The sequence below is a fragment of the Methanolobus profundi genome, assembly GCF_900114835.1.
Taxonomy (GTDB): domain Archaea; phylum Halobacteriota; class Methanosarcinia; order Methanosarcinales; family Methanosarcinaceae; genus Methanolobus; species Methanolobus profundi.
In genome coordinates this window covers 122707-137929 of the sequence record NZ_FOUJ01000001.1, presented here as the reverse complement: position 1 = coordinate 137929, position 15223 = coordinate 122707, and the positions used below count along the sequence as shown (strand labels likewise).

Genomic DNA, 15223 nt, shown 5'->3' with positions numbered 1-15223 from the left:
AGAGGGTTCATAATGTGTGGAATAGTCGCGTATATAGGAGACGGACAGGCCATACCTGTCCTCATAGATTCACTGAAGATGCTGGAATACAGAGGATATGATTCTGCCGGAGTTACAATATTCAATGATACCCTTGAAACATACAAGGTTGCAGGTAGGATAAAAGAACTTGAAAAAGTGATACCTGAAAGTGTAAAAGGGAATGTTGGTATAGGACATACCCGATGGGCAACCCATGGGAAGCCGGAAACAAGGAATGCACATCCTCATCTCTCGTCGAACATTTCAGTGGTCCATAATGGTATTATTGAGAATTACCTTGAACTAAAGGAAAGGCTCATAGGTCTTGGTTATGAATTCCAGTCAGACACCGACACAGAGGTCATTGCACACCTCCTTCATTTCAACATGAACCAGGAAGGTGGACGGTCACTTCTGGAAGGACTTAAAGAAACAGTGAAAGAACTGAATGGGTCATACGCCATTGGTGCTATGTGCAATGAGAATGCAGATATGATAGCCTTTGCCAGAAAGGACAGTCCTCTGGTGATAGGTATTGGTAAAGGAAACAACTATGCTGCATCTGATGTCACTGCTTTTTTAAAGCACACGAAAGAGGTCATCTTCATCAACGATAATGAGATAGGACTCCTAAGACCTGATTCTATAGAGATATATGATATGGAAGGGAACAGCGTTTCCAGAGATACAGAGACTATCGAGTGGGACCTTGAGGCTGCTGAAAAGGCAGGTTACGAGCACTTCATGCTCAAAGAGATACATGAGCAGCCCACTTCCATACAGAACACTTTTGCAGGTAAATTATCCGAACTCGAGGGAAATGTCACATTGGAAGAGCTCTACCTTTCAAAGGAAGAGATCAAAAGACTCAAAAGGGCTACTATTATTGCCTGTGGCACTTCATGGAACGCAGGTATCCTTGGAAAATATCTCTTTGAGAAACTGGCAGGCATTCATACTGACATCGAGACAGCATCCGAGTTTCGCTACAGTAACCCTGTGCTCTGTGGAGAAGAACTTACCATTGCTATCACACAATCCGGTGAGACAGCTGACACACTGGCAGCGGTCAGGAGCTCAACCTCATACGGATGCCGCAGTATAGCCATCACTAATGTTGTCGGAAGTACGATAACCAGAGAATCCGACAGTGTTCTCTACACAAGGGCCGGACCTGAGATAGGTGTAGCTGCAACAAAGACCTTTACAGCACAACTTATCGTACTCTACATGCTTGCGATCAATCTCGGAAGAGCACGAGGGGTTATCAGTGCTGACGAGGCGAAGGACCTCATAGTTGCGATCAAGAGACTTCCCGGGCAGATACAGAAGGTACTCAGCAGGAAGGATACGATCAACGAATGTGCCGTGCAGTTCGCAGATAAGCGAGACTACTTCTTCATCGGTCGATACCTCAACTTCCCGGTGGCACTTGAAGGTGCCCTTAAACTGAAAGAGATATCATATATACATGCAGAAGGATACGCAGCAGGAGAGCTTAAGCATGGACCTCTGGCACTTATCACAGATGAGACGCCTGTTGTTGCAATAGCCACGAAGGGACACACATATGAAAAGATACTGAGTAACATCAAGGAAGTAAAAGCACGTAATGCCACCGTTATCGCTGTTGCAGATGACGATGATACTGAGATCGAGAAGTATGTGGATGTCGTTATAAGAGTACCTTCCACTCATGAGCTCCTTGCACCGGTGCTTTCTTCAGTAGCGCTACAGTTGCTTTCATATTACACCGCACTTGCAAAGGATTGTTCCATCGATAAACCAAGGAACCTTGCAAAGAGTGTGACCGTTGAATGATCATTTTATTTTAAGAGAGGATATCGAATGAAGTTATTTGGTTCTTCAGGCATCCGGGGACTTGCAAATGTGGAAGTCACCGTTGACCTGGCCCTGAAAGTTGGAATGGCACTTGGAAAGTCAAAAAAGAGTGCTGTTATTGGAAGAGATCCACGTGTAGCCGGAGAGATGATAGAACTTGCAGTCATCTCAGGACTTATGTCTGCAGGTTGTGATGTTACCCGTGTTGGTCTTGTCACCACGCCCACACTTGCCTACGCAGCACGCAACTACGATTGCGGAGTAATGATAACAGCATCACACAATCCCGCAAAGGATGTGGGAATTAAACTCTGGAACCCCGATGGTATGGCTTTTGACTCTGCCCAGCAGGAAGATATTGAGGATATCATAGAGAAAGAGGATTTTGTCTATGTGCCCTGGAACATGGTAGGAAAGATATCCACATACGAGAATGCTGTTATAGATCACATCGATATGATACGCAGCCACTCCACTGGTGCACCTATTCGTGTGGTAGTGGATTGTGGAGGCGGAGCGGGTGGAACGATAACACCTTTCCTTTTACGTGAGATGGGATGTGAGGTCATCACACTCAATTCCCAGCTCGACGGACACTTCCCGGCACGTAATCCCGAACCAAATGATAAGAACCTCTGGATGCTGAAAAAAGCTGTAAAGGAATTTGAAGCAGCACTTGGAATAGGACATGATGGTGATGCTGACAGGATGATGGCCGTGGATGAGAATGGTGTGTTCCTTTCAGGTGATGAGATGCTTGCCATCTTTGCACGCTATGAATGCAAGGATAATCCAAAGGTTGTGGTTCCTGTTGACACATCAATGATAGTCGATGATGCACTCCCCGGCTCAACTATAATTCATACCAGGGTCGGTGATGTATATGTGGCTGAAGAGATGAAAAAGCAGAAGGCAGATTTTGGAGGAGAGCCCTCCGGAAGCTGGATCTTCCCGAGGATATCCTACTGTCCGGATGGTATCTATGCAGCAGCTCTGCTTGTTGATATCGTGAAGGATAAGAAACTCTCTGTACTCAGAGACGAACTACCAAAATATCCAACACTCAGAAGCACGGTTGCATGTGATAATTCCAAAAAGGCAATCGTTATGGAAACTGTAAGTTCTAAACTTGAGAGCATGGGCGATGTTTCCAGCATCGATGGTATAAGGGTCGATATGGAAGACGGATGGGTACTTGTCAGACCATCAGGGACCGAGGCAAAGATAAGGGTCACAGCAGAGGCCAGAGAGAATGTTGAAGAGCTTCACGCAAAGGTTGAGAGTATAGTACAGGAGTGCCTCCAATGAAGGTAGTTATACTTGCTGCCGGTGAAGGCACACGTATGAGACCGCTCACCACATCCAAACCAAAGGTTATGCTTCCAATAGCTAACAAACCTATGATGGAGCATACGATAAATGCTGCTGTGGAAGCTGGAATAAAGGAATTCCTGATAGTCACCGGATATCGTGAAGATGCCATAATGGACTACTTCAAAGATGGAAGCCACCTTGGCATCAGTGTGGAATACGTGCATCAGGAAGAACAACTTGGTACTGCAAACGCGATCGGATGTGCAAAAGGGTTCGTTGAAGGTCATTTTATTGTTCTTAATGGAGATATGCTTGTAAGTACAGAGCACATAAGCCACCTTATATCAAGAACTGAGGATGCCATCATCAGTGTAAAGGAAGTTGAAGATCCTTCCCATTTCGGGGTCATTGAAACTGATGAGGAAAAGGTCACCCGTATAATCGAAAAACCAAAGAACCCACCTACGAACCTTGCAAATGCAGGAATATATCTGTTCGATGATGTTATTTTCGAGTATATTGACAGGACTGGGAAGTCAAAGAGAGGAGAGTACGAGATCACAGATTCCCTGCAGATGATGATAGATGACGGGCTAAGCGTTGGATATGAACTCCTGACAACTGACTGGATAGATATCGGCAGACCATGGGACATGCTGGATGCTAACAAAGTACTGCTTGAGAATATCGATAACACCCGTGAAGGAACGATCGAACCTTATGCAACACTTCATGGAAATGTGAATGTTGGAAAGAACACGATAATCAGGAACGGTGCTTATATTGTTGGTCCTGCGGTCATTGGTGACAACTGTGATATCGGCCCTAACTGTTTCATCAGAGCTTCAACTGCGATCGGTAATGATGTCCATATCGGAAATGCAGTGGAGGTCAAGAACAGCATAATAATGGATGGCACAAAGATAGGCCATCTCAGCTATCTGGGCGATAGTGTCATCGGCACAGCCTGCAACTTTGGCGCCGGAACCAAGGTCGCTAACCTTCGCCACGATAATAAGAACGTGAAGTCCATGGTCAAAGGAGAAGTAGTGGACACCGGACGCAGGAAACTTGGTGTCATCATGGGTGATGATGTTCACACAGGCATCAATACCAGCATCAATATCGGCAGTGTTATGGAACCTGGAAGTTCCACCATGCCTGGCGAGGTAGTGATGCACAGAAGAAAAACTAATTAAGGCACATTGCATTCTTTACACCGGAGATTCGGATGAACCTTAATATAGAGATGCAAAAACTCAAGGATCTGGCAAGAGAGGCAGCGGACGTTATTGAGAAGTACGAGCATGTCCGTGTCATTTCACACAATGACGCCGATGGACTGACATCAGCAGGGATCATCTGCCAGGCTCTTCTGAGACAGGGCATCCGTTTTCATACTACCATCGAACCACGTCTTGACAGGGCTGTTGTAGAAAAGATAAAGGAGACTGCTGCAGACGATGACCTTGTTATTTTCTGTGATATGGGAAGCGGACAGTCAGATATCATTTCCGAACTGAAACAGGATATAGTTGTACTTGACCACCATGTTCCGGTGGGAGAAACACCTGCAAAAGTACTTGTGAACCCACATCTTGTAGGGATCGATGGTGCTATGCACATATCCGGCTCAGGAGTTACTTTTTTTGTAGCAATGGAAATGGAGCCAGCGAATATCGACCTTGCAGGACTTGCTATCGCAGGTGCTGTGGGTGATAAACAACTTTTCAGCACACTGAACGGTCACATCCTTGAAGAGGCAGTGAATGCTGAGATCGTGTCCGTGAAGAAAGGACTGAAGGTCGGCGATGGGGATCTGGCTAAAATACTGGAATACACACCTGAACCTTATCTTGATATTACCGGAGACAGTGAGAAGATAGAGCAGTTCCTGGATTTCCTGGGACTTGACGGGAATATCGAAGACCTGAATCCTGACCAGACAAAAGCACTTACATCCGCCGTAGCACTCAAACTTGCAAAGAATGCAAGTCCGGAAGCTGTTGATGCTGCAATTGGTGATATTTACCTTCTGAACAAGGAGCTTGTTTCCAACGTATATGATCTCGTTGCAATTCTAAATACCTGTGGCAAGACTGAAAAATATGGCATGGGACTCTCGATCTGCATGAAAGATAAGACCCATCTTGAAGAGGCCAGAGATATGGCGATATCTCACCAGATATCCATTGTTGAAAATATCAGGAAAGGCATGGATATGGTAAAAGAAGGAAAAAGCATCGGTTACCTGATAGGTGAAGATATGGAAGGCACTGGTCTGATAGCCAGCACCTTTGTCAGGTACGTTAACCCTGAGATGCCATTCGTTGCTGTAAATCAGGTAGATGAACTCGTTAAAGTGTCTGCAAGGGGCACCCGTGCACTTGTAGAAAAAGGACTTGACCTCTCATTTGCACTTCGTGAAGCTGCAAAGCTTGTTGGTGGCGAGGGCGGAGGTCACAATGTAGCATCAGGTGCCTCTATTCCACCCGGAACTGCTGAACAGTTCATTGCTAAAGTTGATGAGATAGTTGCAGAACAACTCCCAAAGCAGGAGCAGAGTGAATGAAGATCACCACCACCATCGAGTTCAAAGATGAAGGTGCCATGGAGATAGCTAAGAGAGTTGCAAACTCACTTGCACCTGATAACCTTACTAACATGAATACCGAGGTCAGTGATGAAAGCGTCTGCATTCATATTTCCACTGAAAAGATAACATCGCTCATCGCCACAGTGGATGACCTGTTGATGAATGCAAAAATAGCAGAAGAGATAGCAGAAGACCTTGAAGAATAAGGTCTTATACATTTCTTATTCTCTTTTTAATTTCGTAGTTTATTCCCACAGATGCCTGTTATTATCAATAAGAGAATTCTGCTCCTCTATCCTTGAACGCTGATATATCAGAGCAGCCGGATGGTAGATCTTCAAAAGAGTGTATTTCCCATCAACTGGTCTTGGGACTCCCCAATCAAGCTTTTCACCATTACAGAATGCTTTTTCTGCTGTGTTACCCAGCAATATGATGACCTTGGGACCAAGCAACTCGATCTGCGCCTGGAGGAATGGTTTGCAGGCATTTATCTCACATTTCAGAGGATTACGGTTCTTCGGAGGACGGCATTTGATGGTGTTTATAACCGCATAGTCATCCACTGAGAGTCCCATATACTCGATCATACCATCAAGGTTCTTTCCGGCCCTGCCACAGAATGGGATCCCGGACTCATCCTCGTTCTTTCCAGGTGCTTCCCCTACAAAGACAACTTTTGGAGATGTGGAACCTTTACTTATAACACGATTTGTGACCGTTTCATGAAGCTGACAGTCAGTACAACCCATGATCTCTTTTTCAATAACCTTGAATCCCTGTTCTACAAGTTCACTCACTGACCGGATCGCCATATAAACACCTATCAACCATTGTTCGTTAAAAATAAATAATTCAGGATCGGTTCATTCTATTACTGTTCTTCCGACCTCAGTGCTTCCATAAAGCGGATCTGCTCCGATATGAATGTATTATAAGGTGTATTGATTCCGAACTTCTTTGCTCTTTCAACTATAGCACCATTCAGGAAGTCGATCTCGGTCTTCCTGCCGGATGAGATATCCTGGAACATCGAGGAATGATGCTCAGCAGTGTTAGGAAGCTGGAAATCATGCAGGAAGGATAGATATTCCTCTGCGGTCTTCCATGGAAGCACAACACCTTCTGCTTCTGTTACCATGAAAGCCTCTTTTACGATATTCCGGATAATGGTCCATGCATGAGTATTCTCAAGTTTTCCATATGGAACACCCATAACAGCACCAAGAGGATTGAGAGCTGAATTGTACAATACTTTAGACCAGACAGAGCTCATGATGTTCTCTGATCCTGTGACCTGGACACCTGCACTCTTTACAAGTTCTACAAGCTGAAGTACACTATCATCAAGTCCTGAAGGGAACCTTCCAAGGTTCATGGGACCGGTCTCTACTGAAACATGTATCTGTGCATCTCCTACCCATTCAAAACCTGTGATAATAGTACCACCGATCACTTTGTCAGTATAGCGGGCAATGATCTCCTCATTACCAATGCCGTTCTGCATGCTGATGACCTCTCTTCCTTTGATGACATCAGAGAACTGTTCACATATAGACTCGGTTGCAGTGGATTTAGCTGTAATGAAAATATAATCGTACTCTGCTTCGGGTACATCTTCAGAGCAACTGAAAGTACAGGTAGATTCTCCCCAGATACCGGTCATCTTAAAACCTGCATCCTGTATCCTGTCAGCATGCCTTTGGCGGCATACCGCATGTACATCACATACCGAAGACAATTTCGCAGCAAGTGTCAGACCTACTGCTCCTGCACCTAATATCAGGACCTTCATAAAGCACCTCTTTTCTCGCATAGATGTTTTTTTCCATTAAAAGAATAACTCTTGGGCAGGGACCAATTAAGAGAAGCTCTTAATTAGCAAAAGATACATCATGCATAAAGTAACCAGAGACCTGGAAATAATCATAAAAAGCAGTTAATGCTGCTTGCTTATCACAATCACAAAGAGGAATGGAGATCTATGGAAGCAAAGAAAAGAGATGAATGCTGTCCGGCAGACAAACCGGAAGGTGTCGGAGAAGTTATCAATTTCAAGTTCAGGCTGGAATGTGCACTGAAAACAAGTGCTGATGCAACACAGGCTTCAGATGTTATTGGTGAATACATACATGAGGCAAATCACAGCGTTCTGACAAAAGGTGCACCTGAAGGGCAGGGTGCCAAGGTCACAGGATGGAGGGTCGAAGGTGACAGGATCAAGCTCGTTATCGAATCCGGCAGGCACGTTCGTGTACATGATGCATTGCTCCGTATGAGAAAGCCACTAGCAGGAAAACTTGGAAAAGAGTTCAAGATCGGTATCCGTGGAATTGAGGTAGATTCATACACAATAGAAGTACCTTCCGAGAAAGAACTTCCGGCAATGAAGATCCCATATGTTTCAGAAATGACATATGAGGATGGAAATATAAAACTTATACTCGATGTTGATGAAGCTGCAATGTCAAACCGTGTTCCTGACAGGATACTTTCCCTGATGGAAGATAAACTGGAACAGCAGGACTATGGTGGAAAGACAGAGCACTGGAACATCCTCTGGCAGAGCGAGAAGAAAGAGCACAAGTTCACAGAAGATCCTACAAAGGCAATGATGGAAGCCGGATGGCTCAAGAGAGGTGCCAGCAGGGGACAGTGGATACATGGTCCTCAGTCCACAGCAATGTTCAGGACATTTGAGAGAATAGTTCTTGAGGAACTGCTTGGTCCGCTCGGATACAGAGAAATGATCTTCCCGAAACTGGTACCATGGGAAGTATGGCAGAAATCAGGACACGCAAAAGGTGTCTATCCTGAGATCTACTACGTTTGCCCTCCAAAGACAAGGGACCCTGAATTCTGGGAAGAGGTCATCGACCACTATAAAGTGACACTTGAAGTACCAACTGAACTTATCAGAGAGAAGATAGGTGACCCGATTGGTGGAATGTGCTACGCACAGTGTCCTCCGTTCTGGACGTACCTTCAGGGTGAGACCATACCTACCGACGAGTTCCCGATAAAGGTCTTTGACAGGTCAGGAACCTCACACAGATACGAGAGTGGTGGTATCCATGGTATGGAACGTGTGGACGAGTTCCACAGAATAGAGATCCTCTGGGTAGGTAACAAGGAACAGGTCATCAAGACCGCAAATGAGCTTCATGAGAAGTACATGCATATCTTCAACGAGATACTTGACCTCGAATGGAGAAAGGCATGGGTAACTCCCTGGTTCATGGCACAGGAAGGTCTTACAGGAGTTTCCGAGCAGACCGAAGCCGGTACCACAGATTATGAAGCAGTTCTGCCATACCGTGGCGAAGATGCTGAGTGGCTGGAATTCCAGAATGTCAGTGTCAACGGAAACAAGTATCCATCAGGATTCAATGTCAAATCCCAGTCTGGTGAAGAACTCTGGTCAGGATGTTCCGGTGTGGGACTTGAGAGATGGGCTTCTGCTTTCTTTGCACAGAAAGGAATTGACCCTGAGAACTGGCCGGAAGAGTTCAGGAAAAGAGCAGGGGAGCTACCACAAGGTATCAGGTTCCTCTGATCGGTTTATTGATGGGAAATTCATCCCATCAAAAATTCATTTATTTTAAGAATTATCTGTTCTTGTATCACTTATATTGTGATCTTATCTGGTCTATAAGGTCTATAAACTCCTTCGTTTCCCTTGTTACATCATCGCTGCAAACTACAGCAGAGATAGCTACCAGACTGTCGGCACCACCGATGATAACACTTTCACTGTTCTGCTTGTTGATCCCACCGATAGCAACTACAGGGATGTTTAGAGCTTCCTTAACGGCCCTGATACTCTCAGGACCGATACCCTCACCTGCATCTTCTTTTGTGGAAGTGTTGAATATCGGACCCAATCCAACATAATTAGCACCGCTTCTTTCTGCTTCCAGGGCTTCCTCGATATTATGTACCGTAAGACCGATTATCTTGTCTGGTCCCAGAAGCTCTCTTGCAGTATGGATCGGCATGTCATCCTGCCCGATATGCACACCATCTGCATCCACTGCAAGAGCTACATCTACACGGTCATTCACAAGGAATATGGCCTCATTGCCACACAGGGTCTTTATCTGAGATGCTTCAAGAACCATGTCCCTGGTACTTCTTGTCTTTTCCCTGTACTGAACGATACGGCATCCTGCAGCAACTGCACTCTCCACATCTGAGAGAGTACCTTTTTTTGACAGACCGGAGTCTGTCACAAGGTAGAAATCAATGATATCAAGTAATGATCTTTTGTGTTCCATGGTCAACTCAGCATTCTTCGACATTTATCATAGACCGTGCTTTCTCATCTGAAAGATTGAAGACCTCATCATAGAAGTACATCTTGAATGTTCCTGGTCCTTCAGATTTCTCTGCTGCAAGTTCCCCTGCGATTCCAAAGTAGCAGAGTGCATCTTTTGCAGCATTACAGTAATCCGTATCAACCGCTGCGAAGGTTCCGATAACTGATGCTGCCATACATCCAGTACCGACGATAAGACCCATTGACTCGTGTCCGTTCTTTACTACATAGGTCCTCTTTCCATCACTAATGATATCTTCTGCGCCGGTCATAACGACCACGCATGACCTTGAGCCTGCAAAGTCCTTTGCTACCTGCTTTGGGTCTGCATCGATGGATGTTGCCTCAACTCCTCTGGTCTGTGCATTCTCACCTGCGAGTTTAGCGATCTCAGAATAATTACCTTTGATCACATCGATACGAGCAGAGTCGAGTATCTTTGCTGCCATCTCGTCACGGAACTTTGTAGCACCTACACCTACAGCATCAAGCACAACAGGAATGTTCTTCTCATTTGCAGCTTTTGCTGAAATGAGCATTGCATCTATCAGCTCTTCTGTGAGAGTTCCAATATTAAGAACAAGTGCCGAGGCGATACCTGTCATATCAGCAGCCTCCTGAGGTGCATGGGCCATTACAGGCAGCGCACCGAATGCCCTTGTCATGTTTGCGCAGTCATAGATCGTTACCCAGTTGGTCATGTGGTGTACCAGTGGTTTTGTTTCCCTTATAGTTCCAAGTGGAAGATTCATATACGAATTGCCCCTATTGCCAGTAAGACATTTTATTGATAATGCATTTACAATTGTGAATATCATAGAGAAGGACCTATCGATAAAATACTTTTTGTTGGCGGCGATCAGGCAATATCTGAGCTTAAAATGGATATTCATGATACTAACCGATCTATTTATATATGGACATGCATACTATAGAGAGCCAATTTATCAGTGCATACCTTATTTCATAATCATTAAGATAGCTCGTTGAACAATTACAATATTTCATCAATTATATTATAAATCACAATCATTCGGAGGAATTATCACTTGGCAAGGAAAGTGCAGAGAAAGTTAGACAAATGGAAGTCAAAGACATGGTACAACGTAGAAACACCGGAATTCATGAGCAGGACAAATATCGGAGTAAGCCCTGCAGAAGAGCCTGAACAGCTCATCGGTCGTGTCGTTGAGACCACTGTTGGCGAAATTGCTAACGATTTCACAAAGCATAACACAAAGCTCAGACTCGAGATCAGCGATGTCAACGGTGACACCGCAAACACAAGATTCCTTGGTCACGAGATCACAACAGACTACCTGCGCTCCATTGTAAAGCGTCAGACCTCAAGGATCGACGCAAACCTTGATGTTGTCACAAAGGACGGATACCGCATTAGAGTAAAGCCAATATGCTTTACTGTAAAGAGGGCAAGAACCAGCCAGATCAAAGGTATCAGGGAAGTAATGGTCAAGATCGTCAAAGACCGTGCAGCAGAACTTAGCTTCGAACAGTTCATCGAAGAAGCTATCATGGGCAAGCTTTCCGCAAACATCTACAGGAACGCAAAGTCCATCTACCCACTCAGAAGGGTAGAGATCAGGAAGACAGAAGTAAAGGCTCTTCCTAAGAAAGAATAATTTTACTTAAAGATCCAAAGGTGGTGTTTACCACCTTTCCTTTACTCTTTTTACTAACCTTCAAACCTTATTTGAAAAAGTGTTCAGAGGGTCATTCAGAGACCCGCAACTTACTCTCGTATTCATCACGGATGAGTTGCATCATCTTTCGGTTCGCATCGATAACAAAACCACCGATGTATCCACAGTATTTGCAGTGGTAGAGCCCTTCGGTACCGCCTGCCTCATAATATAGGTCAGGACTGCCGCATACAGGACATACCTCTATAAGTTCTTCGTCTTCTTCCGATCCCTGAATATCATTTTGTTCAGTATCATTTTCTTCCAAGACAATATCCTCCTGTTTGAGTTTCCCCGATGGACACTGTACCTACATAATAACATGCAACTTTAATACATATCAAACTATCTCCAAACTACCTGACAGTTCAGCAGGGTAAGGACAGAAAAAGGTCTGTTCCAGAAGATAATCTACTTTGAACTCTTCTGCCTTTGATATGAACCATTCTTTCAGTTCAAATATCGAGATATTCCCCTCGCGATATTTCTGCAATCTCTGCATGAAAATGAACTTCTCACCTGCACTCATGTGCCTTGAAAAATATCCAAAAGCATGCATAAGAGCATTTACAACAGGACCCGTACCCACCGGTTTGGATAGCATCTGCAACAAAAGTGAGAGGTATCTCTCATAGACCTTCTCTACCGGTATATTTCCCCTGTTAGCAGCAAGATCACCCATCTCAGAAAGAAGCGTTTTGTCATATGCCATGAACAACAACTTGTTCCTTGTATGATACTCGACCAGAGTGTGTATCTTCCCTGAAAGTGAAGCATCCCTGAAAGAGGCAAGTGCAAAGACCCGGGTCAGGAAATGGTCCCTGAGAAAAGGATCTGCCATTTTTTCTTCATCAATAGCAGGAAGATCAGGATATTCACTTAGCACTGTCTCAGCAAAGAGACCATTACCTTCACGATGCAGATATTCATCACTGTACTTATCTGGAAATACCTTAGTTGTCCCGATACCACATGAAGGTGATCTGGACCTGAGGATAAATCCATCGAAATCATCCAGCCTTTCAAGATATGATCTGGAAAATCCATTCATCTTCTCTGTAAGATCAAGCCCGGTGGCTGGCTGGATAAGTCTCTTACTCCCATCATCCACTATGAGAATAGGTTCTCTGGGAACTCCCAGACCGATCTCGCATTCAGGACACACGTCTATGAACTCTACAAATGGCCTCATGGTTTCCATCAAAGGAAAACTGGTGATCTGACCATCGTAACGACAGTTTGCAAAGCCAAGGCATTTACTTATGACAATGATCGGCCGTGAGTGAACGATGTTGACGTGAGATCCCATAATAAGTAGAACAGTGAACTACAAAAAAGAGTTTTTGGATAGAATGAGTGATCAAAAGAAAAAAAGAAGGATCGAAGTATCAATCCTTACGTCTGAAAAGAACCATTGAGATCATGACACCAATAGCTGTCAATACCCCGAATCCCGGAGCACTGCTTGTGGTCTCTGTAGCATCAGAAGCTTCTGATGCAATGCTAGCACCTATATCCATTTCAGCTTCTTCTTCATATACCTCTGGTGTGGACTGCAATGGAGTTTCTTCAAGATCTGCTACTGAATCGTCTTCTTCCTCATCAGATCCTATTATCCTGAGTTCAGTACCTGTATTACTACTTGAAGAACTTCCGCTACTTTTTGAAGTAACAGTAGTAACCGCTACCTGTTCATCTGTCTTTGCAGAGTCAGTGATCAGATTGGTGTTTACATTACCAGAACTATCAACCGTCATGATACCGACCTCACAAACAGTACCCTGTGAGATACCTGTTGCATTGTAGTATGGAGATGTCGCTGTACCAGCATAAATCCCATCGATATAAATATCACAGTGGTCAAAGTCCACATCTGAAGGATTGCTCCAGGACCAGTTGATCCAGCTATAACCAACAGCAACCTCACTTAAACCTGCAACAGAAGCAGGTGCTGTTCCATCAAGCGTGGTAGCAGTGTCGTTGACCCAGGTTGTGTTTATATTACCGGACTTGTCAACGGTCCTTATTCCTATTTCATAGCTTGTGGAATCTGAAAGAGCTGTTACATTGAAGTACTCTGTGGATACGTTTGCTGTGAAAACTCCGTCAAGGTAGATCATGCTGTGATCGAAGTTGCTGCTTGAAGGATTGGTCCAGCTCCAGTTGATCCATGTGTAACCAATATCTGATTCCTTAAGGTCATAAACACTTCCCACCGGGAGAATATATGACTTCAACGGAAGGTAGTCAATGTTGTCGGAATCAAGCACGTTCTGAACATCACAGATACCGTTGGCATCAGCATCGGTGTTTGTCTGGCTGAAACCACTGTTGCTGGAACTGGCCCAGTAATTTCCACCAATATACGGACCACCGATTATGTTAGTACCTGCGGTTAAAGTCGTGTTCCATGCATTACCAAGATTTGTGTTGGAAAAAACTACATTTTGATCATTATTGAAATAATTGTTATAAAAGTCGCTATTGTAGGTTTTATCGACCTGTATACCGTATTCGTGGTTTGATATGTTATTGGAAACTACCAAACTATAGTTTGAACGCTGGTGGGAAATACCTACATGGTGGACTGCTGCGAATCCGTTATTGTAAAGTTTATTGCTATCTATTGTAGTGTATTCTGCCTGTGCTACGATTATGCCATGGTCTCTGCTAGATGATATTGTATTCCTTGATACATTACAATAATTAGACAAAGCAACCGAAATACCATATCCTTTGCTTAAAGTTATGATATTATTATCCGCATCACAGTAGTTTGAATTATAAAAATCAATACCAATAAGACCTTCTGAAACTATACAGTTTGATACACTACAGTTGTTGACTCCAAAAAAACCAACCCCTGAATATCCACTTATTGTTTTAAAGCCTTCGATATTTACATTATCAGCCATTACTCCAAAAGCAGAAATCGGATATGAAGTTGAAGTTGACATTACAATAGTATCAACAGGGTTTCCGGATCCGGATACTATATTAATATCTGGAGTTGTTACCATAACATCTTCAATATACATGCCCGGCTGTACAATAATAGTATCACCTGGCACGGCAACAGCAACTGCAGAATTTATTGTAGGATATATTTCAGATGGACCTACGGTCAATGTTTGTGCAGATGCACAATTCATAAGCATTGTAAAAGTCAAAAGCGCTACTATCGATATTTTCGACAACTTGATCAAAGTACTGCTATTAAATGTTTTTTTGTTGTTTACCACCAGATTACCTCCAGCCAAAAACAGATCATCAAATACTGTTTTTAAAATATAACATTCAGCCGCTGTGTGCATTGGTGCACAGTTATATAAATATTCCTTATATTAACGCCGTTAACTATCGAATATGAGAACTTCATCATTATGATAACAAAAGAGAACAGTTATAAATAGATCCATCTGTAGAGATAAG

General features: G+C 43.9%; 14 protein-coding genes. 7 read left to right on the top strand and 7 right to left on the bottom strand.

Translation table 11 applies throughout. The annotated features are described in order from the left end of the window. Positions 1 to 12: 12 nt before the first annotated feature. Genes glmS through BM008_RS00745 form a run of 5 tightly spaced genes read left to right on the top strand, consistent with a single transcriptional unit; the run spans position 13 to position 5979 of the window. Positions 13 to 1842 (top strand): glutamine--fructose-6-phosphate transaminase (isomerizing), encoded by a 1830-nt coding sequence (gene glmS, locus BM008_RS00765; protein WP_091931811.1) that lies wholly within the window; start codon positions 13 to 15, stop codon positions 1840 to 1842. Between the two features lie 27 nt (positions 1843 to 1869). Then, positions 1870 to 3171: a phosphoglucosamine mutase gene (glmM, locus tag BM008_RS00760; RefSeq protein ID WP_091931808.1), complete on the top strand. Its 1302-nt coding sequence runs from the start codon at positions 1870 to 1872 to the stop codon at positions 3169 to 3171. Beyond that, positions 3168 to 4376 carry a bifunctional sugar-1-phosphate nucleotidylyltransferase/acetyltransferase gene (glmU, locus tag BM008_RS00755; protein ID WP_091931805.1) on the top strand — a complete coding sequence of 403 codons (1209 nt, stop codon included), beginning with the start codon at positions 3168 to 3170 and terminating at the stop codon, positions 4374 to 4376. Before glmM ends, glmU begins: the two co-directional genes overlap by 4 nt. Positions 4377 to 4408: 32 nt before the next feature. Next, positions 4409 to 5749: a RecJ family nuclease gene (locus BM008_RS00750; protein WP_091931803.1), complete on the top strand. Its 1341-nt coding sequence runs from the start codon at positions 4409 to 4411 to the stop codon at positions 5747 to 5749. Continuing rightward, positions 5746 to 5979: a KEOPS complex subunit Pcc1 gene (locus tag BM008_RS00745; protein ID WP_091931802.1), complete on the top strand. Its 234-nt coding sequence runs from the start codon at positions 5746 to 5748 to the stop codon at positions 5977 to 5979. Before BM008_RS00750 ends, BM008_RS00745 begins: the two co-directional genes overlap by 4 nt. 39 nt (positions 5980 to 6018) lie before the next feature. Here BM008_RS00745 and BM008_RS00740 read toward each other — a convergent pair whose 3' ends face one another. Together BM008_RS00740 and BM008_RS00735 are read right to left on the bottom strand one after the other, a co-directional pair. Beyond that, complete coding sequence (locus BM008_RS00740) at positions 6019 to 6588, bottom strand: uracil-DNA glycosylase (RefSeq protein ID WP_091931800.1); 570 nt, start codon at positions 6586 to 6588, stop codon at positions 6019 to 6021. A 59-nt stretch (positions 6589 to 6647) separates the two neighbouring features. Beyond that, entirely contained in the window at positions 6648 to 7568 is a 921-nt protein-coding gene (locus tag BM008_RS00735) for a ketopantoate reductase family protein (protein WP_091931798.1), read from the bottom strand. 189 nt (positions 7569 to 7757) lie between these two features. Between BM008_RS00735 and BM008_RS00730 the strand changes: the two genes are divergently transcribed. Further along, positions 7758 to 9329, top strand: coding sequence for a serine--tRNA ligase (locus BM008_RS00730; protein WP_394328905.1), 1572 nt, complete (start codon positions 7758 to 7760; stop codon positions 9327 to 9329). 67 nt (positions 9330 to 9396) lie between these two features. Here BM008_RS00730 and thiE read toward each other — a convergent pair whose 3' ends face one another. Together thiE and thiM are read right to left on the bottom strand one after the other, a co-directional pair. Continuing rightward, positions 9397 to 10050: a thiamine phosphate synthase gene (thiE, locus tag BM008_RS00725; RefSeq protein ID WP_091934045.1), complete on the bottom strand. Its 654-nt coding sequence runs from the start codon at positions 10048 to 10050 to the stop codon at positions 9397 to 9399. Between the two features lie 7 nt (positions 10051 to 10057). After that, a complete protein-coding gene (thiM, locus tag BM008_RS00720; RefSeq protein WP_091934042.1) occupies positions 10058 to 10843 on the bottom strand; it encodes a hydroxyethylthiazole kinase in 786 nt (261 codons plus the stop codon). 297 nt (positions 10844 to 11140) lie between these two features. Between thiM and BM008_RS00715 the strand changes: the two genes are divergently transcribed. Beyond that, positions 11141 to 11731, top strand: coding sequence for a 30S ribosomal protein S3ae (locus BM008_RS00715; RefSeq protein ID WP_091931796.1), 591 nt, complete (start codon positions 11141 to 11143; stop codon positions 11729 to 11731). 91 nt (positions 11732 to 11822) lie between these two features. Here BM008_RS00715 and BM008_RS00710 read toward each other — a convergent pair whose 3' ends face one another. The 3 genes from BM008_RS00710 to BM008_RS00700 form a co-directional block, all read right to left on the bottom strand. Then, on the bottom strand, positions 11823 to 12059 hold the full coding sequence (locus BM008_RS00710) for a hypothetical protein (protein WP_091931794.1): 237 nt from the start codon (positions 12057 to 12059) through the stop codon (positions 11823 to 11825). A 72-nt stretch (positions 12060 to 12131) separates the two neighbouring features. After that, complete coding sequence (locus BM008_RS00705; protein WP_091931792.1) at positions 12132 to 13100, bottom strand: YbgA family protein; 969 nt, start codon at positions 13098 to 13100, stop codon at positions 12132 to 12134. 79 nt (positions 13101 to 13179) lie between these two features. Next, a complete protein-coding gene (locus BM008_RS00700) occupies positions 13180 to 14811 on the bottom strand; it encodes a NosD domain-containing protein (protein WP_245747895.1) in 1632 nt (543 codons plus the stop codon). Positions 14812 to 15223 lie beyond the last annotated feature (412 nt).